The sequence below is a fragment of the Streptomyces sp. PsTaAH-137 genome (assembly GCF_003259365.1).
Classification (GTDB): domain Bacteria; phylum Actinomycetota; class Actinomycetes; order Streptomycetales; family Streptomycetaceae; genus Streptomyces.
In genome coordinates this window covers 28,755-52,694 of the sequence record NZ_QLLY01000022.1, presented here as the reverse complement: position 1 = coordinate 52,694, position 23,940 = coordinate 28,755, and the positions used below count along the sequence as shown (strand labels likewise).

28 protein-coding genes and 1 pseudogene are annotated in these 23,940 nt (G+C 69.9%); 13 read left to right on the top strand and 16 right to left on the bottom strand.

Features of this window, described 5'->3' with window-relative positions; all coding sequences use genetic code 11:
- Positions 1-53: 53 nt before the first annotated feature.
- Positions 54-1,436 carry a glycine--tRNA ligase gene (locus K377_RS35120; RefSeq protein ID WP_111667678.1) on the bottom strand — a complete coding sequence of 461 codons (1,383 nt, stop codon included), beginning with the start codon at positions 1,434-1,436 and terminating at the stop codon, positions 54-56.
- Between the two features lie 188 nt (positions 1,437-1,624).
- Between K377_RS35120 and K377_RS35115 the strand changes: the two genes are divergently transcribed.
- The 4 genes from K377_RS35115 to K377_RS35100 are packed head-to-tail and all read left to right on the top strand — an operon-like array spanning position 1,625 to position 4,784.
- Positions 1,625-2,605: a metal ABC transporter substrate-binding protein gene (locus K377_RS35115; RefSeq protein ID WP_111667677.1), complete on the top strand. Its 981-nt coding sequence runs from the start codon at positions 1,625-1,627 to the stop codon at positions 2,603-2,605.
- A 35-nt stretch (positions 2,606-2,640) separates the two neighbouring features.
- Positions 2,641-3,414, top strand: coding sequence for a metal ABC transporter ATP-binding protein (locus tag K377_RS35110; RefSeq protein ID WP_111667733.1), 774 nt, complete (start codon positions 2,641-2,643; stop codon positions 3,412-3,414).
- 1 nt (position 3,415) lies between these two features.
- Entirely contained in the window at positions 3,416-4,312 is an 897-nt protein-coding gene (locus K377_RS35105) for a metal ABC transporter permease (protein ID WP_111667676.1), read from the top strand.
- Positions 4,313-4,337: 25 nt separating this feature from the next.
- The gene (locus tag K377_RS35100) at positions 4,338-4,784 is read left to right on the top strand and encodes a transcriptional repressor (RefSeq protein ID WP_111667675.1); all 447 of its coding nucleotides are present in this window, start codon (positions 4,338-4,340) and stop codon (positions 4,782-4,784) included.
- Positions 4,785-4,831: 47 nt separating this feature from the next.
- Here the strand turns inward: K377_RS35100 and K377_RS35095 are convergent, their stop codons facing one another.
- The 6 genes from K377_RS35095 to K377_RS42525 all read right to left on the bottom strand — a co-directional run bounded on the left by K377_RS35095 (position 4,832) and on the right by K377_RS42525 (position 8,945).
- Positions 4,832-6,010, bottom strand: coding sequence for a Cmx/CmrA family chloramphenicol efflux MFS transporter (locus K377_RS35095; RefSeq protein ID WP_111667674.1), 1,179 nt, complete (start codon positions 6,008-6,010; stop codon positions 4,832-4,834).
- 207 nt (positions 6,011-6,217) lie between these two features.
- A complete protein-coding gene (locus K377_RS35090; protein WP_111667673.1) occupies positions 6,218-6,754 on the bottom strand; it encodes a YcxB family protein in 537 nt (178 codons plus the stop codon).
- A gap of 62 nt (positions 6,755-6,816) precedes the next feature.
- Positions 6,817-7,656: an isoprenyl transferase gene (locus tag K377_RS35085; RefSeq protein WP_111667672.1), complete on the bottom strand. Its 840-nt coding sequence runs from the start codon at positions 7,654-7,656 to the stop codon at positions 6,817-6,819.
- Between the two features lie 28 nt (positions 7,657-7,684).
- Positions 7,685-8,434 carry a DNA repair protein RecO gene (gene recO, locus K377_RS35080; protein WP_111667671.1) on the bottom strand — a complete coding sequence of 250 codons (750 nt, stop codon included), beginning with the start codon at positions 8,432-8,434 and terminating at the stop codon, positions 7,685-7,687.
- A gap of 56 nt (positions 8,435-8,490) precedes the next feature.
- Complete coding sequence (locus tag K377_RS35075; RefSeq protein ID WP_111667670.1) at positions 8,491-8,706, bottom strand: hypothetical protein; 216 nt, start codon at positions 8,704-8,706, stop codon at positions 8,491-8,493.
- Entirely contained in the window at positions 8,703-8,945 is a 243-nt protein-coding gene (locus K377_RS42525; RefSeq protein WP_111667669.1) for a hypothetical protein, read from the bottom strand. Before K377_RS42525 ends, K377_RS35075 begins: the two co-directional genes overlap by 4 nt.
- Before the next feature lie 115 nt (positions 8,946-9,060).
- On the opposite strand from K377_RS42525, the gene K377_RS35065 reads away from it, so the two are divergent.
- On the top strand, positions 9,061-9,894 hold the full coding sequence (locus K377_RS35065) for a helix-turn-helix transcriptional regulator (protein WP_111667668.1): 834 nt from the start codon (positions 9,061-9,063) through the stop codon (positions 9,892-9,894).
- Positions 9,876-10,067 carry a DUF397 domain-containing protein gene (locus K377_RS35060; protein ID WP_111667667.1) on the top strand — a complete coding sequence of 64 codons (192 nt, stop codon included), beginning with the start codon at positions 9,876-9,878 and terminating at the stop codon, positions 10,065-10,067. The genes K377_RS35065 and K377_RS35060 overlap by 19 nt, the downstream gene beginning before the upstream one ends.
- On the opposite strand, the gene K377_RS35055 is transcribed toward K377_RS35060, so the two are convergent.
- From K377_RS35055 to leuA, 3 genes are all read right to left on the bottom strand, one after another.
- Complete coding sequence (locus tag K377_RS35055; RefSeq protein WP_111667666.1) at positions 10,064-10,612, bottom strand: isochorismatase family protein; 549 nt, start codon at positions 10,610-10,612, stop codon at positions 10,064-10,066. The two genes, K377_RS35060 and K377_RS35055, sit on opposite strands and share 4 nt — an antisense overlap.
- 30 nt (positions 10,613-10,642) lie before the next feature.
- Complete coding sequence (locus tag K377_RS35050) at positions 10,643-11,341, bottom strand: TerB family tellurite resistance protein (RefSeq protein ID WP_111667665.1); 699 nt, start codon at positions 11,339-11,341, stop codon at positions 10,643-10,645.
- A 187-nt stretch (positions 11,342-11,528) separates the two neighbouring features.
- On the bottom strand, positions 11,529-13,250 hold the full coding sequence (leuA, locus tag K377_RS35045; RefSeq protein WP_111667664.1) for a 2-isopropylmalate synthase: 1,722 nt from the start codon (positions 13,248-13,250) through the stop codon (positions 11,529-11,531).
- 290 nt (positions 13,251-13,540) lie between these two features.
- Here leuA and K377_RS35035 point away from each other — a divergent pair, with 290 nt between their 5' ends.
- Entirely contained in the window at positions 13,541-14,632 is a 1,092-nt protein-coding gene (locus K377_RS35035; protein WP_111667663.1) for a M4 family metallopeptidase, read from the top strand.
- A gap of 269 nt (positions 14,633-14,901) precedes the next feature.
- Positions 14,902-15,168 (top strand): protealysin inhibitor emfourin, encoded by a 267-nt coding sequence (locus tag K377_RS35030; RefSeq protein WP_111667662.1) that lies wholly within the window; start codon positions 14,902-14,904, stop codon positions 15,166-15,168.
- 8 nt (positions 15,169-15,176) lie between these two features.
- Here K377_RS35030 and K377_RS35025 read toward each other — a convergent pair whose 3' ends face one another.
- Positions 15,177-16,031, bottom strand: coding sequence for an NAD(P)-dependent oxidoreductase (locus K377_RS35025; RefSeq protein ID WP_111667732.1), 855 nt, complete (start codon positions 16,029-16,031; stop codon positions 15,177-15,179).
- Between the two features lie 145 nt (positions 16,032-16,176).
- Between K377_RS35025 and K377_RS35020 the strand changes: the two genes are divergently transcribed.
- The gene (locus tag K377_RS35020; protein ID WP_111667661.1) at positions 16,177-17,019 is read left to right on the top strand and encodes a helix-turn-helix transcriptional regulator; all 843 of its coding nucleotides are present in this window, start codon (positions 16,177-16,179) and stop codon (positions 17,017-17,019) included.
- Here K377_RS35020 and era read toward each other — a convergent pair.
- Positions 17,016-17,978, bottom strand: coding sequence for a GTPase Era (era, locus tag K377_RS35015; RefSeq protein ID WP_181512724.1), 963 nt, complete (start codon positions 17,976-17,978; stop codon positions 17,016-17,018). The genes K377_RS35020 and era overlap by 4 nt on opposite strands.
- A 137-nt stretch (positions 17,979-18,115) precedes the next feature.
- On the opposite strand from era, the gene K377_RS35010 reads away from it, so the two are divergent.
- Entirely contained in the window at positions 18,116-19,429 is a 1,314-nt protein-coding gene (locus K377_RS35010) for an ammonium transporter (protein WP_111667731.1), read from the top strand.
- Positions 19,426-19,764 carry a P-II family nitrogen regulator gene (locus K377_RS35005; protein ID WP_111667659.1) on the top strand — a complete coding sequence of 113 codons (339 nt, stop codon included), beginning with the start codon at positions 19,426-19,428 and terminating at the stop codon, positions 19,762-19,764. Before K377_RS35010 ends, K377_RS35005 begins: the two co-directional genes overlap by 4 nt.
- A 17-nt stretch (positions 19,765-19,781) precedes the next feature.
- Here K377_RS35005 and K377_RS35000 read toward each other — a convergent pair.
- Both K377_RS35000 and K377_RS34995 read right to left on the bottom strand, forming a co-directional pair.
- Positions 19,782-20,096 (bottom strand): annotated as a pseudogene (locus K377_RS35000) (transglycosylase family protein); the annotation flags it as partial.
- Positions 20,097-20,507: 411 nt separating this feature from the next.
- A complete protein-coding gene (locus K377_RS34995; protein WP_111667657.1) occupies positions 20,508-20,861 on the bottom strand; it encodes a cytidine deaminase in 354 nt (117 codons plus the stop codon).
- A 138-nt stretch (positions 20,862-20,999) separates the two neighbouring features.
- Between K377_RS34995 and K377_RS34990 the strand changes: the two genes are divergently transcribed.
- Positions 21,000-21,977, top strand: a complete 978-nt coding sequence (locus K377_RS34990) for a zinc-binding dehydrogenase (RefSeq protein ID WP_111667656.1) — start codon at positions 21,000-21,002, stop codon at positions 21,975-21,977.
- Here the strand turns inward: K377_RS34990 and K377_RS34985 are convergent.
- A complete protein-coding gene (locus tag K377_RS34985; RefSeq protein ID WP_111667730.1) occupies positions 21,974-22,192 on the bottom strand; it encodes a DUF397 domain-containing protein in 219 nt (72 codons plus the stop codon). The genes K377_RS34990 and K377_RS34985 overlap by 4 nt on opposite strands.
- Positions 22,193-22,354: 162 nt before the next feature.
- Positions 22,355-23,254, bottom strand: coding sequence for a helix-turn-helix transcriptional regulator (locus K377_RS34980; protein ID WP_111667655.1), 900 nt, complete (start codon positions 23,252-23,254; stop codon positions 22,355-22,357).
- 460 nt (positions 23,255-23,714) lie between these two features.
- Between K377_RS34980 and K377_RS41890 the strand changes: the two genes are divergently transcribed.
- Positions 23,715-23,867, top strand: a complete 153-nt coding sequence (locus tag K377_RS41890; RefSeq protein ID WP_161195110.1) for a hypothetical protein — start codon at positions 23,715-23,717, stop codon at positions 23,865-23,867.
- Positions 23,868-23,940 lie beyond the last annotated feature (73 nt).

Below are 23,940 nucleotides of genomic sequence, written 5' to 3'. Positions count from 1 at the left end.
AGCCCCGGCCCACCGCCGAAACGGCGGGCCGGGGCTTTCGTCACATGCCTGGATCAGCAGCCGACCAGGCGAGCGGCCAGGTAGCCCTCGATCTGGTCGAGGGAGACGCGCTCCTGCTTCATGGTGTCGCGCTCGCGCACCGTCACCGCGTTGTCCTCAAGGGTGTCGAAGTCCACCGTGACGCAGAACGGCGTACCGATCTCGTCCTGGCGGCGGTAGCGGCGGCCGATGGCACCGGCGTCGTCGAAGTCGATGTTCCAGTTCTGGCGCAGCGCGGCGGCCAGACCCTTCGCCTTCGGGGACAGCTCGGGGTTGCGGGAGAGCGGGAGGACCGCGACCTTCACCGGGGCGATGCGCGGGTCGAAGCGCATGACCGTGCGCTTCTCCATCTTGCCCTTGGCGTTGGGCGCCTCGTCCTCGAAGTAGGAGTCGAGCATGAACGCCAGCATCGTGCGGCCGACACCGGCCGCGGGCTCGATGACGTACGGCGTGTAGCGCTCGCCCTTCTCCTGGTCGAAGTAGGAGAGGTCCTGGCCGGAGGCCTTGGAGTGCGCGGAGAGGTCGTAGTCCGTGCGGTTGGCGACGCCCTCCAGCTCGCCCCACTCGCTGCCGCCGAAGCGGAAGCGGTACTCGATGTCAGCGGTGCGCTTCGAGTAGTGGGAGAGCTTCTCCTTCGGGTGCTCGAACCACCGCATGTTCTCCTCGCGCAGGCCGAGACCGGTGTACCAGTTCCAGCGCTGCTCCATCCAGTACTCCTGCCACTTCTCGTCCTCGCCCGGCTTGACGAAGAACTCCATCTCCATCTGCTCGAACTCACGGGTGCGGAAGATGAAGTTGCCGGGCGTGATCTCGTTGCGGAACGACTTGCCCATCTGGGCGATGCCGAACGGCGGCTTGCGGCGCGAAGTGGTCTGCACCTGGGCGAAGTTGGTGAAGATGCCCTGCGCGGTCTCGGGACGCAGGTAGGCGACGGAGCCGCTGTCCTGGGTCGGGCCGAGATGCGTGGAGAGCAGGCCGGAGAACTGCTTGGGCTCGGTGAACGTGCCCTTGTTGCCACAGTTCGGGCAGGTGAGGTCGGCGAGGCCGTTCTCGGGCGCGCGGCCCTTCTTCTCCTCGTACGCCTCTTCAAGGTGGTCCGCGCGGAACCGCTTGTGGCAGGAGGTGCACTCGGTGAGGGGGTCGGTGAACGTGGCGACGTGGCCCGACGCCTGCCAGACCTCGGTCGCCAGGATCACGGACGAGTCGATACCGACGACGTCCTCGCGCGCGGTGACCATGTAGCGCCACCACTGGCGCTTGAGGTTCTCCTTCAGCTCCACGCCCAGCGGCCCGTAGTCCCAGGCGGCCCGCTGACCGCCGTAGATCTCGCTGCAGGGATAGACGAAGCCACGGCGCTTGCTGAGGCTGACGATGGTTTCGATCTTGTCGGCGGCCACGGTGCTCTCTTCATTACGACGACGGTGAGCGCGCTGGATACGCGCTCCGGGAGCGAATGCCTCAGGTTACCGGCGGGCCCACCTCCCGAACCAAATCGGTTCCGGGGCACAGAGCGGGACCGAGCGGGACGAAGGTCTCGCGAAGAGCTTGTTGACAATCGTTTCCACTTTTGTTGAAAATGACTGTCATGAACGTACGCCGCTCTCCGCGTCCCTCCCGCCGCCTGATATCCACCGCCGCCGTCGCCGGCACCACAGTGCTCGGCCTGACCGTGCTGTCCGCGTGCGGGTCCTCCGCCGCCGACGGCAAGAACAGCGACGGCAAGCTGGACGTGGTGGCGTCGTTCTACCCGATGCAGTACCTCGCCGAGCAGATCGGCGGCGACCACGTCGCCGTCACCAACCTGACCGAGCCGGGCAAGGAGCCCCACGACCTGGAGGTCAGCGCCCAGCAGCGCGGGCAGCTCGAAGAGGCCGACGTCGCGGTCTACCTGAAGGGCCTCCAGCCCTCCGTCGACGAGGCGATCAGCCAGTCCGGCATCGGCACCAAGGTCGACGCCGCCTCCCTGACCGACCTGGAGAAGCACGGCAGCGAGGTCGGCGGGCACGCGGACGAGCACGACGATCACGAGCACGGCTCCGAAGAGGGCACCGACCCGCACATCTGGCTCGACCCGGTGAAGTACGCCGAGGTCGCCGAGGGCGTCGGCAAGGCCCTGGAGAAGGCCGACCCGGACCACGCGGCCGAGTACAAGAAGAACACCGCGGACCTGGTCGGCAGGCTCGACGGCCTGAACAAGAAGTACGCGGCGGGCCTGAAGGACACCGACACCAAGGTCTTCATCACCACGCACGCGGCCTTCGGCTACCTCGCCGAGCGCTACGGCCTCACCGAGGAAGCCATCAGCGGCCTCGACCCGGAGAGCGAGCCCAGCGCCGCCCGCGTCAAGGAACTCCAGAAGATGGCGAAGGCCGACGGCGTCAGCACCGTCTTCTACGAGACCCTCGTCAGCGACAGGACGGCGAAGACCCTCGCGGGTGACACCGGACTGAAGACGGCCGTCCTCGACCCGATCGAGGGCATCACGAAGAAGTCGCAGGGTGACGACTACATCGCGGTCATGGAATCGAACCTGGCCGCGCTCCAGAAGGCGCTCGGCACCAAGTGACCCGGCGACCCAGCGAGCCGAAGGGCGGCCCGGACATGGCGGAGAACACCGACCCCGTGATCACCATGCGCACGGTGACGGCCGAGCTGGGCGCACGCCCCGTGCTGCGCGGCATCGACCTCACCGTCCGCCGCGGCGAGGTCGTCGCGCTGCTCGGCGCGAACGGCTCGGGCAAGTCGACCGCGGTGCGCAGCATCATCGGCCAGGTGCCGGTCACCGGCGGCGGCATCGAGCTGTTCGGCACCCCGCGCGGCCGCTTCAAGGAGTGGTCGCGCGTGGGTTACGTGCCTCAGCGCACGACGGCCGCGGGCGGGGTGCCCGCGACGGTGACCGAGGTCGTCTCCTCGGGGCGGCTCTCCCGCGCCCGGTTCGGCATCCTGCGCCGGGCCGACCGGGACGCGGTGGCCCGCGCCCTGGAGTCGGTGGGCATGGCCGACCGCGCCAAGGACTCCGTCGACGCGCTCTCCGGCGGCCAGCACCAGCGCGTGCTCATCGCCCGCGCGCTGGCCGCCCAGCCGGAGCTGCTGATCATGGACGAGCCGATGGCGGGCGTCGACCTGGCCAGCCAGGAGGTGCTGGCCGCGACGCTGCGCGAGCAGGTCGCGGCGGGCACCACCGTCCTGCTCGTGCTGCACGAACTCGGCCCGCTGGAGCCGCTGATCGACCGGGCCGTCGTGCTGCGCGACGGCTGCGTCCTGCACGACGGGCCGCCCCCGAAGGCCGTCGGCCAGCACGCGCTGCCCGGCCACGACCACGTCCACCCGCACTCCGCCGACGCGGAGCCCGTACGCACCGGACTGCTGAGCTGACATGGAATTCCTCGACTTCGCCTTCATGCAGCGGGCGCTGCTGGCCGCCGTCCTCATCGGCATCACGGCGCCCGCCATCGGCATCTATCTCGTCCAGCGCCGCCAGGCCCTGATGGGCGACGGCATCGGGCACGTCGCCATGACCGGTGTCGGCCTCGGCTTCCTGCTGTCCACGTCGCCCGTGTGGATGGCGATGGCGGTCTCCGTGCTCGGCGCGCTGATCATGGAGCTGATCCGCTGGTACGGCAAGACGCGCGGCGACATCGCGCTCGCCATGCTCTTCTACGGCGGCATGGCGGGCGGCGTCATGCTGATCAACCTGTCGCCCGGCGGCTCGACCGCCAATCTCAGCTCGTACCTCTTCGGCTCGCTGGCGACGGTCTCCCCGGCCGACATCACGGCGATCTGCTGGCTCGCCGCGTTCGTGGTCCTCGTCACCGTCGGGCTGCGCAGGCAGCTCTTCGCGGTCAGCCAGGACGAGGAGTTCGCGCGGGTCACCGGCCTGCCGGTGCGCGCTCTGAACCTGCTGATCGCGGTCACCGCCGCGGTCACGGTGACGGTCGCCATGCGCGTTGTCGGGCTGCTCCTGGTGTCGGCCCTGATGGTGGTGCCGGTCGCCGCCGCACAGCAGCTGACCCGCAGTTTCCGGGCCACCTTCATCGGCGCGGTGGCGATCGGTGTCGTGGTGACCCTGAGCGGCACCGTCACCTCGTACTACCAGGACGTGCCGCCCGGCGCGACGATCGTGCTCCTGACGATCGCCGTCTTCGTCGTGCTGACCCTGCTGGCCACCCCGCTCGCCCGGCGCCGGGCGAAGGCCGCCGCCACGCCCTCCGGCGACCCGGCCGCGTGCCCGATCCCGGAGCAGCAGGCGGCGACTCCTTCCCTTCATGGCTGACTCGGCCACCGCGCCGCCTGGCACAATGGCGGCGGTACGCAGGTGGCAGGGATGTGAGGAGGAACCCGTGGCAGCCCCGGTTCGAGGCAGGTCGACCCGCCAGCGCGCGGCAGTTGCGGCGGCGCTCGACGAGGTGGACGAGTTCCGCAGTGCCCAGGAACTGCACGACGTTCTCAAACACAAGGGCGACTCGGTCGGCCTGACCACGGTCTACCGCACGCTCCAGTCCCTCGCCGACGCCGGCGAGGTGGACGTCCTGCGCACCTCGGAGGGCGAGGCCGTCTACCGCCGCTGCTCCTCGGGCGACCACCATCACCACCTGGTCTGCCGCGTGTGCGGCAAGGCCGTCGAGGTGGAGGGCCCCGCGGTGGAGAAGTGGGCGGAGGCGATCGCGGCCGAGCACGGGTACGTGAACGTGGCGCACACGGTGGAGATCTTCGGTACGTGCGCGGACTGCTCGAACGCGTCCTGAGGTCCGGGCCGAGGCCACCGGCCCGGCCCGCGTAGCCCCTCGCATGGTCACCGCAGCGCCTCGGCGCTCCGGTCGCCCGTGATGACGGTCAGCGAGGGGACCGCGACGAGCAGCGCGAGGGCGACGAGGAGACCGCTCGCCCAGAACGGCCCGAGGACCCCGGCTCCGGTGCCGAGCGCGGCCGCGGCCACGACGGGGCCGACGGCGGCACCCGCGTTGAGCGCCGCCGTCGCGTACGAACCGGCCATCGTGGGGGCGCCCGAAGCCTCGTAGAGAACCCGCGTGATCAGCGTGCTGCCCAGCGCGAACGACAGCGCGCCCTGCACGAACACGAGGGTGAGCAGGGCGGCCGGCTCGTCGGCCAGCACCGCGAGCGCCGGCCAGCCGATGAGCAGCAGCGGACCGGCGACCGCGACGACCGGGCCGGGACTCCGGTCGGACAGCCGTCCGGCGACGGTGACGCCCACGAAGGCACCGGCGCCGAAGAGCACCAGAGCGACGGAGATCCACCACTCGCCCAGCCCGGCGCTGTCGGTCACCACGGGGGCGAGGAAGGTGAGGCTGCCGAAGGTGGCCGCGTTCACCAGCGCGCCGAGCAGCATCACCAGGATCAACCGCGGCCGGGCGAGCTGGGCCAGCTCCGCTCGCAACGCCGGCCTGCCGGTCGGCTCGCCCTCGTCGCGTCCCGCCGGAATGCCGCGCAGGATGCCGAGAGCGGCGGGCAGGCAGAGAGCGGCGACGGCCCAGAAGGTGGCCCGCCAGCCGAGTGCCGAGCCGAGCAGCGCCCCGCCGGGGACTCCGGCGACCGTGGCCACCGTCGTGCCGGAGAGCAGCACGGCCAGCGCGCGCCCCTTCCTGTCGGGCGGGACCAGCGCGGCCGCGGCCGTCAGAGCGACGGCGAGGAACCCGGCGTTCGCGAGCGCGGCGACGACCCGGGTGGCGAACAGAAGAGAAAAGCTGGTGGTGACGGCACCCACGGCGTGCGCCGCCGCGAACACGACGACGAACCCGAGCAGGGCCCGGCGCCTGGGCCAGTTGCGGGCCAGCGCGGCCACCGCGGGAGCTCCCACGATCATTCCGATCGCGAAGGCCGAGGTGAGCACGCCTGCGGTTGCGACGCTGACGTCGAAACCCGAGGCGATGTCCGGCAGGAGGCCGGCGAGCATGAACTCCGAGGTGCCCATGGCGAAGACCGCCAGGGCAAGCAGATACAGCGGGAGAGGCATCGAGTGGCTCCGAGACGAGGAGAGGAACAGCGAGGGTCTTCTCGTCACCGCGGCCGGCCCGGAGCACCCCTGCGCGACGGCAGGGCTACGAGCTCAGTGGTGCAGGGGGCTGACGGCGTGACCGAAAGCCCCCACCGTGTCTGACTCAGGACTCGACATGCCCCGCACGGTACCCGAGTTGCGGGCGGCGGAGCACCAGGTCGCCCGTCAGAGGCGGCGGATGTGCCGGTCGAGCAGCGCCCGGAGGGCGTCCGCGCCGCCGGGCTCCTGCGCGCCCCGCTTCGGCAGCAGGGTGAGGCACGAGACGTTCCTGTCGTCGCTGAGCAGGACGAACAGGTCGGGGGTCTCGGCGTAGTGCGGGGCGGCGGTCCAGTACAGGTGGGTGGAGCCGCCCGTGTTGATGACGGTGGCGCCGGTGTCGTCGACCACGGCGCGGTACGTGCCGTGCCGGGACGCCATCTTGTGGAACTGGCGGGCCATGAGCCGGGGCTGGAGCACGAACACCAGCACGACGACCAGGACGGTGGTCACCAGAGGCACCAGGTCGGGCCCCTCCCCGTGCAGCAGCGGCACCACCGACACCCCGCCGAGCAGCACCGCGGCGAGCAGCAACAGCCGCTGCATCCGCACCGCACGGCTCGACGCCCTGGCCCGCGCCTTGAGCGCCTGTCTCCAGTCCTCGCGCACCAGCTGGTACTCCAGCTCGACGCGCTCCCCCACCGTGGCTTCCGCCCGGTCCTCCATGGGCCCTCCCCTGGACCTCGTTCTTGATCGAACCGAGGGGAGGGTATCCCGGGACCGCGGGATCAGGACTCGGAGCGGCCCTCCAGCTGGAGCAGCACCTCGTTCGGGGTCGCGCCGCCGAAGCGGCGGTCCCGGGACGCGTACTCCACGCACGCGCGCCACAGGTCGCGGCGGTCGAAGTCCGGCCACAGGACGTCCTGGAAGACCATCTCGGCGTAGGCGCTCTGCCACAGAAGGTAGTTGGACGTGCGCTGTTCGCCGCTGGGCCGCAGGAACAGGTCGACGTCCGGCATGTCCGGGTAGTACAGGTACTTGGCGAACGTCTTCTCGCTGACCTTGGACGGGTCCAGGCGGCCCGCCTTGACGTCCTCGGCGAGCGCCTGCGCGGCGTCGGCGATCTCGGCGCGGCCGCCGTAGTTCATGCAGAAGTACAGGGTCAGCTTGTCGTTGTCCTTGGTCTGCTCCTGGGAGATCTCCAGCTCCTTGGCGACCGACTTCCACAGCTTGGGCATCCGCCCGACCCAGCGCACCCGCACACCCAGCTCGTCGAGCTGGTCGCGGGTCTTGCGGATGAAGTCCCGGTTGAAGTTCATGAGGAACTTCACCTCGTCCGGGGAGCGCTTCCAGTTCTCCGTCGAGAACGCGTAGAGGGAGATCGCGCCGACGCCCATCTCGATGGCGCCCTGGAGCACGTCGAGCACCCGCTCGGCGCCGACCTTGTGCCCCTCGGTGCGCGGCAGCCCGCGCTCCTTGGCCCAGCGTCCGTTGCCGTCCATCACGATGGCGACGTGCTCGGGAACCAGCTCGCCCGGGATCTTCGGCGGCCGCGCGCCCGACGGGTGCGGCTCCGGTACGACGTACTCGCGTCGTGACGACCGGCCGAGAATTCCGCGACGTGCCATGGTGGTGGGCCTCTCCCCTAGCTCAGCTCTAGCTTTTCTCTACGTAGCGCAGCGAGCGCAGTCCGCGCTCCAGGTGCCAGTGCAGGTACGCCGACACCAGCCCGCTGCCCTCCCGCGCGAACCGCGCCTCGCACGAGTCCGCCGTCTCCCAGTCCCCGGTCAGCAGCGCACCGAGCAGGACGAGGGCCTGCGGTGAGGGTACGACGCTGCCCGGTACCCGGCAGTCGACGCAAACCGAGCCGCCCGCACCGACGGAGAAGAAACGGTTGGGACCGGGCATTCCGCACTTCGCGCAGTCGCCGAAGGTCGGCGCGTAGCCGTTGACCGCGAGGGAGCGCAGCAGAAAGGCGTCGAGAATGAGATGCGGCTCGTGCTCGCCGCGCGACAGCGTGCGCAGGGCGCCGACGAGGAGCAGGTACTGCTGGACGGCCGGCTCGCCCTCGTGATCGGTGAACCGTTCCGCCGTCTCCAGCATCGCCGTACCGGCGGTGTACCGGGCGTAGTCCATGACGATCCCGCCGCCGTACGGGGCGATCGTCTCGCTCTGGGTGCACAGCGGCAGCCCGCGCCCGATCAGCTCGCTGCCGCGCGCGAAGAACTGCACGTCGACATGGGAGAAGGGTTCGAGCCGCGCCCCGAACTTCGACTTGGTCCGCCGCACTCCGCGGGCCACGGCGCGTACGCGGCCGTGACTCCGGGTGAGCAGGGTGATGATGCGGTCCGCTTCACCCAGCTTCTGGGTGCGCAGCACAATGCCGTCGTCGCGGAACAGACTCATGCCGCCATTGTCCCCCACCCGGCCGGCCACGACGGCGGCGCGCCCGAAAGCAGCCCTCAGGGCACCTCGCCCCGGCTGCGACGGTTCGCGTACGCCGTCGCGGCGCTCAGCCGCTCCGTCGTCGTCGCCTCCCGCACCACGTCCGGCGGACAGTCCCACTCCCGGCCGCCCCCGAAGGGCCGTAACTGCACGTACGGCCCTTCGTGCCCCATCACCATGCCGACCTGTCCCGTGCTCGTGTCGACGGCATAGGAGCCGATCGGCGGTTTCATGCGGTGGTGCTCCTGTCGTTCGGGGCTGACCTGAGCACGGCGGCCAGGCGTGCCGCCGCGTCAACCGAACAACGCCCCAATTCCACCAAGGGACACGGGGCAGTCCGCGCGATTGACCCCTGGTCGAGCCCGAGCGAGGGCAGCACAATTCCCGCTGCCGCGAGCGCCGATCGCAATCCGTCCACCGTTTCCTCTGCTTCCTCCACACACAGCGCGGCGTGGTTCGTCCGTCCCGTCACCTGGCTCCCCTGCCTGATTTGATTTCACGCTTCGTGCCTCAACGGTGACGCCCCGGATCTACAGTGGGGAGGGGTCTGTGCACTACAAGTACAGGGCATAGCTTGGGGGTTGGCGGTGGCCAATGGTTCGCGGCAGGCGGCGTGGGAGTTCTTCGGGCAGGAACTGAAGCGCCGGAGAGAAGAAGCCGGTCTCACTCAAGTCGAGCTGGGCATAAGGGTTTTCGTCTCCGGCGGCTACATCGGCCAATTCGAACAGGCAATTCGCAAGCCGCAGTTGGATGTCGCCCAGAGGATTGATGAGGTACTGCAATCCGACGGTATTTTCGAGCGCATGTGGCGCAGCCTGATCGACGACCACCGGTACGCGGATTACTTCGCGGAGGTGGTGGAGCTGGAGCGGCTGGCCACGAGGATCTGCGAGTTCGCGCCCACGGTGGTGCCGGGCCTGTTGCAGACGGTCGAGTACGCCCGCGCCGTCACGATCGCGGCCAACCCGTTCGTCACCGACGAGTACGTCGACGAGAAGGTCACCGCCCGCCGGGAGCGGGCGCGGATCCTCGGCGACGCTACAAGGCCCGAGTATTGGGTGACGCTGCACGAGAACGTGCTGCGTACGCCAGTGGGCGGACCGGCCGCCATGGCCGGCCAGTTGGAGCACATCGCCGGGCTGATGCGGGCTCGTACGGTGTGCGTGACCGTGATCCCGTACGCGGCTGGGGCGTACGCCTCGATGGGCGGCGATCTGCGCATCATGGACTTCGACGACGCACCGCCGGTCGCCTATACAGAGACATCGTTTTCGGGAACGCTCATCGACGAACCAGCCGTGGTGAAGCGGGCCCAACGCGCATACGATCTGCTCAGGGTCACCGCGCTGTCGCCGGAGGCGGCCCTAGTCCTGCTCGAATCGGCGGCGGAGGACTTCAGACGATGCGCGAGTACGACCTGAACAACGCCCGCTGGAGCAAGAGCACTTACAGCAACGGCGAAGGCGGCAACTGCGTCGAGGTCGCCGACAACATCCCCGGCGTCGTGCCCGTCCGGGACTCCAAGGTCACCGGTGGCGCCGTCATCGTCGTCGGCGCCGACGCCTGGCAGGCGTTCGTCAGTCGGGGCGTCTAGGCAGCCGGGCCGAAGTCCACACCGGCCGCCGGAAGCACCCGTACCCGGCGGTCCGGGAAGTCGATGTGCCGGTAGATCTCGTTGTGATGCGCGATCGACCGGTCCGCCGGGACGAAGTCCGAGACTGCCGGGCGCACCGACGTCGTATGGCCGTCCGCGACGAGGACGAGGTCGTAACCCCGGCTCAGTGCCTGCCGCGCCGTCGTCTCCACGCAGTTCTCGGTGGCGAACCCGGTGATCAGGATCTCCGTGATCCCGAGCGAGCCGAGGACCGTGTCGAGGTCCGTGCCCAGGAAGGCGTCCGCCGTGGTCTTGGCGACCAGGGGCTCGCCGGGCGCCGGGTCGAGTTCGGGGACGATGCGCCAGCCCTCCGTACCGGGTTCGAGGCCGGTGCCGTGGTGCTGGAGGGTGACGACCGGGACGTCGGCCGCCAGAGCCCGGGTGCGCAGGCCCGCGATGGCGGCGACCGTCGCGGCGGGGCGGTGCATGATCGGCAGCAGGGCGTTCTGCATGTCTATGACGAGGAGCGCGGGAGCGTGCGACATGCGGTCACCCTAGAGGTGGCCCCAAGAGCCTCAGCTGGGCGTCCTGGCGGCGGCCACCAGCAACTGCCCCACCTCGTCCGAGCACATCGTCAGCGCGGCGCCCACGGTGCCGAGGACATCGCGCTCGGCGGACGAGTACGGGCCGTCGGCGAGGGCGATGCGGGCGCCCTGGAGAAGAATCGATTCCCGCCCGGCCGGAGCGAGATGCGGTGCCAGCGGGTCGAGGGCCTCGTGCAGCTCGATGGCGAGGGAGGCGCCGGGGCCGGCGTGCTCCGGCATCCGCCCGGCGTCGGTCACCAGCGCCTCCACGAGCGCCGCGAGGCGCTCCTCGCAGGCGTCGTCGAACCCGGCGCCCCGCAGGACGCCCACGGCGCATTCCAGGGCCGTACGGGACCCCGCCCCGCCGGCGGCGAGGACGGCGAGGACGACGGTGTGCACGGCGTCGCGCAGCATCGCGGAGAAACGGTGCGTCGTCGGGTGGTCGAGGGCCTCGGTGCCGAACCGTTCCTGGCAGGCCGCGCACTCCACCACGGGCCCGGTCTCGCCGCGCGGCAGCACCGGCACGCCGAGCACCAGGAAGCGGCGGCGGCCCGTGCGCCGCTGGAAGTTGCGGTCACCGCCGCAGCCCGGGCAGAAGAACTCGCCGTCGCCCACGGTGGTCCATGTGGTGTGCACGCCCAGGACCCGCGAGATCCCGGTCCGTCGCCCCAGTTCCCTGTTCGGCAGCACGTCGCACACCTCCGTAACGGCGCCGCAACATCGCGGCGTTGGCGTGATGTTAGCCACATTGATGAGTCGGCGTCAGCACCTTGGTCACGCCAAGGTCACGGAGATCTTGTGACCATGGCCGAGATACGACCAGGCCCCGTACACCACGAACAGGTGTACGGGGCCGGGAAAGTCCAGCTCAACTGCCTCAGCGGGTCGCGCGGTTGACGGCGGAGACGACGGCCTTCAGCGACGCACGTGTCGTATTCGCGTCGATGCCGATCCCCCACAGAACCTTGTCGCCGATCGCGACCTCGATGTACGAGGCGGCGACGGCGGAGGCGCCCTCGCTCATCGTGTGCTCCTGGTAGTCCAGCAGCCGGGCGTCGATGTCGATGCCCTGGAGGGCGTGGAAGAACGCGGAGATCGGGCCGTTGCCGGTGCCGACCAGGACCTGCTCGACGCCGTCGACCTCGGCCTCGACGGTCAGCGTGTCGACGCCGTCGGTGTCGGTCGTGGTCTGGCCGGCCTTGACCTGGATGCGGCCCCACGGGTTGACGGGGTTCGGCAGGTACTCGTCCTGGAAGACGTTCCAGATGTCCTTCGGCGTGACCTCGCCGCCCTCGGCGTCCGTCTTCGTCTGGATGACCTTCGAGAACTCGACCTGCATGCGGCGCGGCAGGTCCAGCTTGTGGTCGTTCTTCAGGACGTACGCGATGCCGCCCTTGCCGGACTGCGAGTTGACCCGGATCACGGCCTCGTAGGACCGGCCGACGTCCTTCGGGTCGATCGGCAGGTACGGGACCGCCCACTCGATGTCGTCCACGGAGACGCCCTTGGCGGCCGCGTCGGCCTCCATCGCGTCGAAGCCCTTCTTGATGGCGTCCTGGTGGGAGCCGGAGAAGGACGTGTAGACCAGGTCGCCCACGTACGGGTGGCGCGGGTGGACCTCCATCTGGTTGCAGTACTCCCACACCCGGCGGATCTCGTCGATGTCGGAGAAGTCGATCTGCGGGTCGACGCCCTGCGAGAACAGGTTCATGCCCAGGGTCACCAGGTCGACGTTGCCGGTGCGCTCGCCCTGGCCGAACAGGCAGCCCTCGACGCGGTCGCCGCCGGCCATGACGGCCAGCTCGGCGGCGGCCACGGCGGTACCGCGGTCGTTGTGCGGGTGGATCGACAGGCAGACGTGCTCGCGGCGCGACAGGTTGCGGCTCATCCACTCGAAGCGGTCCGCGTGCGTGGACGGCGTCGAACGCTCCACCGTGGCAGGCAGGTTGAGGATGATCTCGCGGTCCGGGCCCGGCTGGTAGACGTCCATGACGGCCTCGCAGACCTCCAGGGCGAAGTCCAGCTCGGTGTCGGTGAAGATCTCGGGGCTGTACTGGTAGCCGAAGACCGTCTCGGGGCCCAGCAGCTTCTCCGCGTACTCCATCACCAGGCGGGTGCCGTCGACGGCGATCTGCTTGATGTCGTCCTTGGAGCCGCGGAAGACCACGCGGCGGAAGACGGGCGCCGTGGCGTTGTACAGGTGGAGCGTGGCGCGCTTGGCGCCCTTCAGGGACTCCACCGTGCGCTCGATCAGGTCCTCGCGGGCCTGGGTCAGTACGGAGATCGTCACGTCGTCCGGGATGGCGCCCGGCTCTTCGATGATCGAACGTACGAAGTCGAAGTCGGTCTGGCCGGAGGCCGGGAAGCCGACCTCGATCTCCTTGTAGCCCATCTTGACCAGCTGGTCGAACATCCGGCGCTTGCGCTCGGGCGACATGGGGTCGATCAGTGCCTGGTTACCGTCGCGCAGGTCCGTGGAGAGCCAGCGGGGGGCCTTGGTGATCCGCTGGTCGGGCCAGGTGCGGTCGGGGATGTCCACTTGGTCGTACTGGCCGTACTTGCGGATCGGCATGCTGCTCGGCTGCTGGTGGTTCGGCATGATGCGTGGGCTCCTCAGAGGTGGCCTTCTTCAGTCGGCCGACGGCGCAACGCCAAACTCCGCGGTGAGGGGGTCGGCCTCGACTACAGGCCCTCGCCGCGGCAGCTAAGGAGAAGCAGCCCGAATCGCATGATGCACCGCACCTTAGTCGAGTCGCGCCGGACGCGAGAACCCGTATCAGTATGCGGGACCGGGTGAAGGTAACGGGTAAGAGGTGATCGATCCCTCTATTTCACTAATCATGGCTCCAGGTAGTGACAGCGGCATGACCCAGTGCCACATTGCGTCGCATGACCGCCAACCCCACCACGGGGAACCCCGCCGGGTTCGAGCCCGTGTTCTGCACCATCGTGCCGCCGCACATCCTCGACAAGGCCGCCCGGTCCGGGGACTCCGCCGTCGCCGCCCGGGCCCGCAGGTCCCTGGAGCGCGACGCCATGGAGCGCACCCGCCGCCGGATGACCACCGTCATCGGCGCCCGCGCCGCCGCTCCCTCGTACGCCGACGCCGGTACGCAGTCGCCGCACCGGACCATCTACGACACCCGCCACACGACGACGCTGCCGGGCCACAAGGTGCGCGGCGAGGGCGACGAGCCCGGCCAGGACGCGACCGTCAACCGCGTGTACGCGGGCCTGGGCGCCACCTTCGAGCTGTACCTGGAGAAGTTCTCCCGCTACTCCATCGACGGCAACGGCCTGGCACTGAACGCGACGGTCCACTACGACGAGGACTACAACAACGCGTTCTGGAACGGCGAGCAGATGGTGTTCGGCGACGGTGACGGCGAGATCTTCCTCGACTTCACGCTGCCCGTCGACGTCATCGGCCACGAGCTGACCCACGGCGTCACGCAGTACACCGCGAACCTGGCCTACTACGACCAGCCGGGCGCCCTCAACGAGTCCGTCTCCGACGTCTTCGGCTCGCTCATCAAGCAGTACGCGCTGGGGCAGACCGCCGCCGAGGCCGACTGGCTGATCGGCGCCGGGCTGCTCGCGCCGCGCGTCACCGGGGTGGCCCTGCGCTCCATGAAGGCGCCGGGCACGGCCTACGACGACGACGTCCTCGGCAAGGACCCGCAGCCGGCCGACATGGACCACTTCGTGCAGACCGGCCGGGACAACGGCGGGGTGCACATCAACTCCGGCATCCCCAACCACGCCTTCTACATCCTGGCCGACGCGCTGGGCGGGCACGCGTGGGAGCGGGCCGGGCAGATCTGGTTCGACACCCTCACCGGCGGCGACCTGAAACCGGACAGCAAGTTCACCGACTTCGCCCGCGCCACGCTCAAGGCGGCCAAGACCCGCTACGGCGCCGCCGAGGAGTATCAGGCCGTACTGAAGTGCTGGGAACAGGTAGGCGTCCCCGCACAGTAGCTCCGGCAGGGTTGTCGCTCGCCTGCGGCCCGGTGGGGCCTGGTCGCGCAGTTCCCCGCGCCCCTAAAAGCCCGTTCCCACGCGCGCCTTTCGTCGTGGTTGCTCGCGCAGTTCCCCGCGCCCCTGAGATGCGCACTTCGTGCGGCATCTCATCGAGGAAGCTGCGCGCAGCGCATGCTTCAGGGGCGCGGGGAACTGCGCGAGAAGCGGCCACCGGGCCGCGGCCGAAGAACTACCCCCCGGGTCGCGGAGAGGAGTAGACAGGGGACATGCGTATCCATGTCGCGCGCACCGGAGGATTCGCCGGGATCGACCGCCACGCCGAGATCGACACCGCAGGCCGCGCCGACTCCCACGAGTGGCACGACCTGGCCGAGAAGGCGATGGCCGCAGGCCGGAGCACACCGCCCGTGGGAGTGCCGGACGGCTTCAGCTACACCCTCACCGTGGACGGCCGGACCGTGTACTGTGCGGACCCCCGCCTCACCGATGAGCAGCGGAGACTGATCTCGCGCGTCCTCAAAGAAGGGGCTTAGCGGACCCCCTACAGCGCGCCCGCGTCCCGGGCCGTCCAGACCGACGGGAAGATCGGGCGGAAGCCCAGCTCGTGGCGGATGCGGGCCGTCGACAGCACCGCGTGCCAGGGGTCCGGGGTGTCCTTCTCGTAGGACTCCTGCGGGACGTCGACCCCGCCGAGCTGAAGGATGTCCACGGTCGTGACAGGGGCGTCATCGGCGATGTTGTAGACGCCGGAGGCCCCGTCCGCGTACAGCAGGCGCCGCAGGCCCTGCGCCACGTCGGCGTGGTGCCCCATGTGCAGCCGCTGCATGGCGGGCCAGGCCGGCGCCCACTCGATCGCGGTGTCGAGGTGCGGGTCGCCGTCCCCGTACACGAACGGCAGCCGTGCGATCCGCAGGTCGTCGAGGCCCTCCAGCGCGCCCAGCGCCCGCTCGGCCTCCCACTTCGACTCGGGGTAGACGCCCCAGAGGTGTCCGCCCGGCACCGTCTCGTCCGTCTCGACGAGCGGCCTGCCGCGCCCGGCCCCGTACACGATCCCGGTGCTGACCTGCACGAACCGCCGTACGCCCGAGGCCACGGCGGCCCGGCCGAGCTCGATCGCCGCGTCCCGGTTCACGGCCCGCGCCTCCTCGTCCGGCACCCCGCGGAACGCGGCGGCGACGTTCACCACGGCGTCCACCCCGGCCGTCGCCTTGCCGAGCACCCCGGCGTCCCGCAGATCGCCGACCACGACCTCGGCGCCCAGCTCCGCGAACCGCTCCCCGCGCGCCTCGTCCCGGACGAGCACCCGCACCCGGTCGCCCTTGGGGGCGCTCTGGAGCAGCCGCGGCACGAACCGCTTTCCGACCTGTCCCGTCGCTCCGGTCACCAACGTCAGCATGGCCGCCTCCTCGTTGTCGTCGTACAGGGCCATGACCGAAGCCTGCGCGGCCCGCGCGTCCGGCGGGAGAGACGCGCTTATCCAGGGAGCGGCACTCCCTGGATGAGCGCTGGATACGCGGGCGGGGCCGCGCGATGCTGGAGGGGTGAACCGAGCCGAACTCGCCGACTTCCTGCGCCGCGCCCGCACCCGTCTCAGCCCCTCCGACGTGGGCCTGAGCGAGGGCGCCCGACGGCGCACGCCGGGACTGCGCCGCGAGGAGGTGGCGCAGCTCGCCGGGATGTCCACGGACTACTACACGCGGCTTGAGCAGCGCCGCGGCTCGCACCCCTCGCGGCAGATGCTGGGCGCGCTGGCCCGCGCGCTGCGGCTGACCGACACCGAGCGCGACCACCTGTTCCATCTGGCGGGACAGGAGCCGCCCCGGCCCGGCACCTCGTCGGGCCATGTCCGCCCGGGGCTGCTGATGATCCTGGACCGGCTGCACGACCTGCCGGCGGCGGTGCTGAGCGACTGGGGCGAGAGCCTGGCGCAGAACACGATGTCGGTCGCGCTGACCGGCGATCTGACCGGGGTGAACCTGATCCGCCGCTGGTTCGCCGAGCCGGAGACCCGGGCGCTGTTCCCGCCCGAGAACCACGAGAAGCACGCCCGCGCCCATGTGGCGAGCCTGCGCGCGGTCACCGCCGCCCGCCCCGACGACCCGGGGCCCGCCGCGCTGGTGGCCGAACTGCGGTCCGTGTCACGGGAGTTCGAGGAGCTGTGGCAGTCCCACGAGGTCGTGGTGCGCCGCCCGTCCCCCAAGCGGTTCCTGCACTCGGTGGTCGGCATGCTCGACCTGGACTGCGAGGTGCTGCTCAGCGACGGGCACGGCCAGCAGCTCGTGGTGCACTCGGCGCGGCCGGGCACGGACACGTACGAACGTCTGGAGCTGCTGCGGGTGATAGGGCTCCAGGATCTGAGCCCCGCCCCTCACGGAAGAAACTAGAAGCCGAGCTTGCGGAGCTGGCGCGGGTCGCGCTGCCAGTCCTTGGCGACCTTGACGTGCAGGTCGAGATAGACCGGCGTGCCGAGCAGCGCCTCGATCTGCTTGCGGGACTTGATGCCGACGTCCTTCAGGCGCTTGCCCTTCGGGCCGATGATGATGCCCTTCTGGCTGGGCCGCTCGATGTAGACGAAGGCGTGGATGTCGAGGAGCGGCTTGTCGGCCGGGCGGTCCTCGCGCGGCAGCATCTCCTCGACGACGACGGCGATGGAGTGCGGCAGCTCGTCGCGGACGCCCTCCAGGGCGGCCTCGCGGATCAGCTCGGCGACCATGACCTGCTCGGGCTCGTCGGTGAGGTCGCCCTCGGGGTAGAGCGCGGGGCCCTCGGGCAGCAGCGGCACGATCAGATCGGCGAGAAGGCCGACCTGCTTGTCGCCGACGGCGGAGACCGGGATGATCTCGGCCCACTGGAAGCCGAGCTCCTTGCCGAGCTGGTCGATGGCGATGAGCTGCTCGGCGAGCTGCTTGCTGTCGACGAGGTCGGTCTTGGTGACGATCGCGATCTTCGGCGTCTTCTTGATGGACGCGAGTTCCTTGGCGATGAAGCGGTCGCCGGGGCCCAGCTTCTCGTTCGCCGGGAGGCAGAAGCCGATGACGTCGACCTCGGCCCACGTGGTGCGCACCACGTCGTTCAGCCGCTCGCCGAGCAGGGTGCGCGGCTTGTGCAGTCCGGGGGTGTCCACCAGGATCAGCTGCGCGTCGTCGCGGTGGACGATGCCGCGCACGGTGTGCCGCGTGGTCTGCGGCTGGTCGGCGGTGATCGCCACCTTCTTGCCGACCAGAGCGTTCGTGAGGGTGGACTTGCCCGCGTTGGGACGGCCGACGAAGCAGGCGAAGCCTGCGCGGTGGACGGCTTCCCCGGAGGGCTGGGACTGCTGGGTACGAGCGCTCATGGCGCCCATTCTCCCTGATGTCCGGGGGCCCGCAGTACGGTGAGCTTCCGGTAACCCCTCGGCAACACGAAACACCGCGGAAACGCCGGGGTAGGGAAACGGAAACGCGGGCCCGTGACGCTGTCCCGATGACCGCGACGACCGGCATGACCGCAACGCCCCTGGCCGCCCCCGCCCTCGACTCCGGTGACACCGCCTGGCTGCTCGCCGCGACCGCGCTCGTCCTGCTGATGACACCCGGCCTCGCCCTGTTCTACGGCGGCATGGTCCGCACGAAGTCCGTCCTCAACATGCTGATGATGAGCTTCGTGTCGATCGCCCTCGTGACGGTGGTCTGGCTGGTCGCGGGCTACTCGCTCGCGTTCGGCGACGACGCGTTCGGCGGGCTGATCGGTGATCTGTCGCACGCCGGGATGGCGGGCATCGGCCCGGACTCGGTCACCGGCACGGTCCCCACGTTCCTCTTCACCACCTTCCAGCTGACCTTCGCGATCATCACGGCGGCGCTGATCAGCGGGGCGGTCGCGGACCGCACCCGGTTCGGGGCCTGGCTGGTCTTCGTCCCCGTGTGGGCGCTGCTCGTATACGTCCCCGTCGCGCACTGGGTCTGGGGCCCGGACGGCTGGATCGCGAACCGGCTCGGCACCCTCGACTTCGCGGGCGGTCTGGTCGTCGAGATCGCCTCGGGCGCCTCGGGCCTGGCGCTGTGTCTCGTGCTCGGCCCGCGCATCGGGTTCAAGAAGGACGCCATGCGCCCGCACAACCTGCCCATGGTGATCATGGGTGCGGGGCTGCTCTGGTTCGGCTGGCTCGGCTTCAACGGCGGTTCGGCGCTCGGCGCGAACGGGGTCGCCGCGGCCTCTCTCTTCAACACCCTGATCGCGGGCTGCACGGGCCTGCTGGGCTGGCTGTTCGTGGAGCAGAAGCGGGACGGGCACCCGACGACGTTCGGCGCGGCCTCGGGTGCGGTGGCGGGGCTGGTCGCGATCACGCCCGCGTGCGGGGTGGTCGGCGTGCTCGGCGCGGCCGTGGTCGGCCTCGCGGCGGGCGTCGTCTGCTCGTACGCCGTCGCCTGGAAGTTCCGCTTCTCCTACGACGACTCGCTGGACGTGGTGGGCGTGCACTTCGTCGGCGGTGTGGTGGGCACGCTGCTGATCGGCCTGTTCGCGACGTCGGCCATGACGGGCTCGGCGGCGAAGGAGGGCCTGTTCTACGGGGGCGGGTTCGGGCAGCTGGGCAAGCAGGCGCTCGCCGTGCTGGTCGTGGCCGCGTACACCTTCCTCGTCACGTACGGGATCGGGAAGGTCATCGACCGGCTGCTCGGCTTCCGTGCGGAGGCCGACGCGGAGCTGACGGGACTCGATCAGACGACGCACGCGGAGAGTGCGTACGATCACGGCGTCCTGAGTGCCTCCACGCACCCCGCCCACGCTCCCGCTGCCCGAAAGGTCGCGCCATGAAGCTGATCACCGCGGTCGTCAAGCCGTACCGCCTCGACGAGGTCAAGACGGCGCTGCAAGAGGTGGGTGTCCAGGGTCTGACGGTGACCGAGGCCAGCGGCTACGGGCGGCAGCGCGGGCACACGGAGGTGTACCGGGGCGCCGAGTACCGGGTCGATCTGGTGCCGAAGGTGCGGATCGAGGTCGTCGTCGAGGACGAGGACGCGGAGCCCGCGATGGATGCCATCGTGCGGGCCGCCCGGACGGGGAAGATCGGTGACGGCAAGGTCTGGGCCGTGCCCGTCGACACCGTGGTGCGGGTGCGGACGGGCGAACGGGGCCCCGATGCCGTCTGAGCTTTCGCTCTTCTTTACAGGCTGACGCCGCAGTGCGGCCAGGCGCCCGCACCCTGGTCCGCGAGGACCTTCTGGGCGACGGTGATCTGCTCGGCCTTCGACGCCTGGTGGGCGTTGGCGGCGTACTGCGTGCCGCCGTAGGCGGCCCAGGTGGACGGCGTGAACTGGAGACCGCCGGAGAAGCCGTTGCCGGTGTTGGCGGACCAGTTGCCGCCGGACTCGCACTGCGCGACGGCATCCCAGGAGCCGGCCGAGGCGGTGGCCGCCGAGGCAGAGCCGGTGCCGGCGATCACCATGGCGCCGGAGGCGCCGACGAGGGCGGTACCGACGATGAGGGCACGGGCACGGGACGAGGTCTTGCGGGCAAGGGAGAACACGTAGAAAAACCTTTGTTCGGGATCGGGGACCGCCCGGCGCTTCCCAGAAGCGGGAGCTGCGAAACGCATCGGCGTCGGGCAACTGCTCCACCATGACCGCCGTGTCCGGGTTTGCCCCATGAGGCGAAGGTCCCACCGACGGGACTTAAGTCCCTGGCTCGCGCCTCGCGGCGCCGGGCCGAAAGACCCGGGCCGAAAGTCCTTCACCCCTTGCCCCGCCTGGCATGCGCGGCCCTCGGGAACGCACACGCCGGCCGGGACCTAGGTCCCGGCCGGCGGCCGACGTGAGCGTCTTCACTCCCAAACGGCGGAAGCCGCTCTATTACTGGGCGAGCGGCCTTCCCTGTGACCCACGCCTCCCGAGGATCAACCGGCCTCGACGGTCGCCCGGACCGTCCCGTCCGCCCCCGCGAGGAACACCGGGGTGCCGCTGCCGCCCAGATCGCGCACGGCCGCGATGTCGGCCTCGTCCAGGGCGTCCGCGGCGGAGACCACGGCCGCCGCCTCCAGAGACTGCGCGCCCGAGGCCACGGCCATCGCGACGGCCGTCCGCAGCGCGCTCAGCTTCAGGGAGTCCAGGGCGACGGTGCCCGCGACATAGGTGCGCCCGGTCTCGTCGCGCACGGCGGCCCCCTCGGGCACACCGTTGCGGGCCCGCGCGGAGCGGGCCAGGGTCACGATCTTGCGGTCCTCGGCGCCGAGGTCGGTGCTGTCAGTCATGGGGTGAGCATAAGGAGGGGGCGCGGGGCGCCCCGACGCCGGGCGACTGCGGAGCACGCACCCTCTAGATAACTAACCAGTTCGTACATTAGGCTTGCATCCCCGAGGCAGCCGCCGCAGCCACCCGCAGGAGCCCGTATGAAGGCCGTCGTCCTCACCGCCCCCCGCAGCCTCGCCGTCATCGACGACCTGCCGGAGCCCGACGCCGGCCCCGGCGATGTCGTCGTCCAGCTCGAAGGGCTCGGCGTCTGCGGCTCGGACCTGTCCGTCTACGAGGGCCATCGCGCCGTCCCCGGCACGCCCTGGGTCGTCGGGCACGAGGCGTTCGGCCGGATCGTGGCGACGGGCTCCGCCGTCTCCGGGCACGTCGTGGGCCGGCGTGTCGTGGTCGAGCCGAACTACGCGTGCCTGGAGTGCGCGGACTGCCGCCGGGGCCTGACCTCGGCGTGCCCGCACCGGGCGATCGTGGGGATGAACGCGCCGGGGCTGCTGGCGGAGCGTTTCGCGGTCCCGGCCGCGTTCGCACATGTCGTCCCGGAGGATCTTGACGTGCGGGACCTGGCCGCGTTCGAGCCGTACGTGGTGGCGCGGACGGCGGTCGAGCGCAGCGGGATCGGCAAGGGCGAGCGGGCCCTGGTGCTCGGCGCCGGCGCGCAGGGGCTGCTGGTCAGCCAGTCACTGCTGGCCCTCGGCGCCGAGCCGGTCGTGATCGAACTCCACCCCGAACGCCTCGCCCGCGCGGTCGCGCTCGGCGCCGGCGCGGCGACCGCCGCCGACGGCGGCTTCCTCCGGCTCTACGAGACGACGGGCGCCGCCCCGGCCCTGGCCGCGGCCCTCCCCCGCCTGGCCCCGGGCGCCACCCTCACCCTGATCGGCCTCGACACGGCCCCTCTGCCGCTGACGATGGACCAGGTGGTCCGCGCCCAGCTCACACTCCAGGGCTCCCTGATCTACGACCACCCGCACGACTTCCGCGCGGCCCTGGACGACATCACATCCGACCGCGTCCACCCCTCGGTGGCCCTCACCTCGCGGTACGCCTTCGAGGAGGCGCCGCGGGCGTTCGCGGAGGCCAGGGGGCAGGCGGGGAAGACGTGGATCGCGGGGCCGCGCTAGGAGCCGACCTGCCGCCGGGCATCCGGATCGCCGTTGCCGGACAGGGAGTGCAGGAAGGAATCCCAGGCGGCAGGGGTCACAGTGACGATCCGACCGCGTCGACGCTTGGAATCCCGCACACACACTTCGGTACCGGTACGGGCGACTTCGACGCAGTTGCCGCCGGCGTCGCCGCTCGCGCTGCTCTTACGCCAAGTCCGTGACGCGCCCACCATCAACCTCCCCCGGTTGCGGACACTGCAGCCGGGGCGCCCCCGCACACCAGCCACGGGGACACACGACAGCCTGCCCATCATAGTGGTTAAGACCATCTGCGTGAGCATGGCAATTCGCGCCAACTTGCCTTTACTCAAGGCAAGTTGGCGCCCGTACGCACCTCAGGAAGACTCTGGCTGCAACAGCGCCTCCAGATCGTCGCCCCCCTCGGCAATTCGCTCAGCGAGCCGGCGCAGCACTACCTCCACTCCCTCCTTGAGGGACAGATCCTCCAGCTCCCAGAAACGCTCCAGGTACTGCCGCGCCTCAACCGGGTCGGTCGCGGCGGTGGTGATCCCCCGGGAGTCCTCCAGGAAAAGCGCGTCCTCCATGGCTTCATCCCGGAACTCGAACAAGGTGAAGGGGCCGAGGATGCCCGGGTGGGCTCCGACGCTGAACGGGAGGATCAGCAAATTGATGTTGGGGCGCGTGGCCAGATCCGCGAGGCGTTCCAGCTGAGCCCGCATCACTCCCCTGCCGCCCGCCGCCCGGCGCACCACGGACTCGTCCAGGATGAAGAAGAACTCGCATCCCTGCGCCTCTTCCAGCACCTCTTGGCGAGCGAGCCGCGCCTCGACGTACCGCTCGATCAGTTCCTCGGGCAAGTCCTTGTTGTACGAGCTGAAGACTGCCCTCATGTACTCCTCGGTCTGCAGCAGACCGGGGATGGCCAGCGAACCGAACTGCCGGTTGATCGATGCGGCGGACTCCAACGCCAGGAACTGCATGAAGTCCTTGCTGAACAGATCCCGGTACTCGGAGAACGGCATCCGCCGGCTCCCCCGGGCCATGGTCAGCAGCTCTTCCACCTTGCGCCGGTCCGAGATGTTGTACGCGGCGGCCAGTGGCCGCAGGTCATTGATCGAGATCCCCACCTCACCGGCTTCGATCCGGATCAGCTTGGAGGGGCTCCACTCCATCTTCTCGGCGACCTGCCGCTGAGTCAGACCGGCCGCGATCCGCGCCTTGCGCAGCTCGGTACGGAGTCGCAGCCGGAGGAGCGCCGCACTCGTCTGTGTCATGGCTGCTTCACCCCCAAGCGCATCCGCCTTTGTGCAACGTAGCAGATATACAGATTACTCATCGAGACCCTCATGGTTGCGACGTTTCCGAGTGACTTACACACGGGGTGTGCACGCCGCACACCAGGATCGAAACCCTCGCTCACGCACGCGACGTCCACACCTTACCCATCAATCTGCAACCTAGCAGAATGAGACTGGCCCGTTCGCCAGATCCGTTCGTCGTACCAGCCGATGGCTCCCTGCCAATAGGCACTGCACAAAATGACAGTCCCAAGCTACGCTGAAGCTGTACATGGTGCGAACAATCAAGCCAGCCAAGGGAGTTGATCGATCGCCATGTTCAACATCACTTGTCAAAACCGCAGATGGAACGCCTCAAGAACCACTCAGCGCCCATCCGTTCGTGGTTCGCCGTGAATTGACTCGGCGACGAGCGGCTGTGGAGAAGGAGCTAGTGATGACGGAAGGCCAGGGCGAGCAGGAAGGAGGGCGCCGACCCGAGCGGATCAAGCGCACGTGGGGTGAGCGGGCAGCTCAGCTGCTCCCTCTGATCAGTCTCCTCATCGCGATCCAAAAGATCGTCGACGAGTGGATTCTGCCCTTCGTGTAAAAGCAGTCAGCCCCGACCTGAAAGCCGGGGCCGAAAGCGGCGGGCGCCCGAAACAGACGCTGCCGTTCCGAGT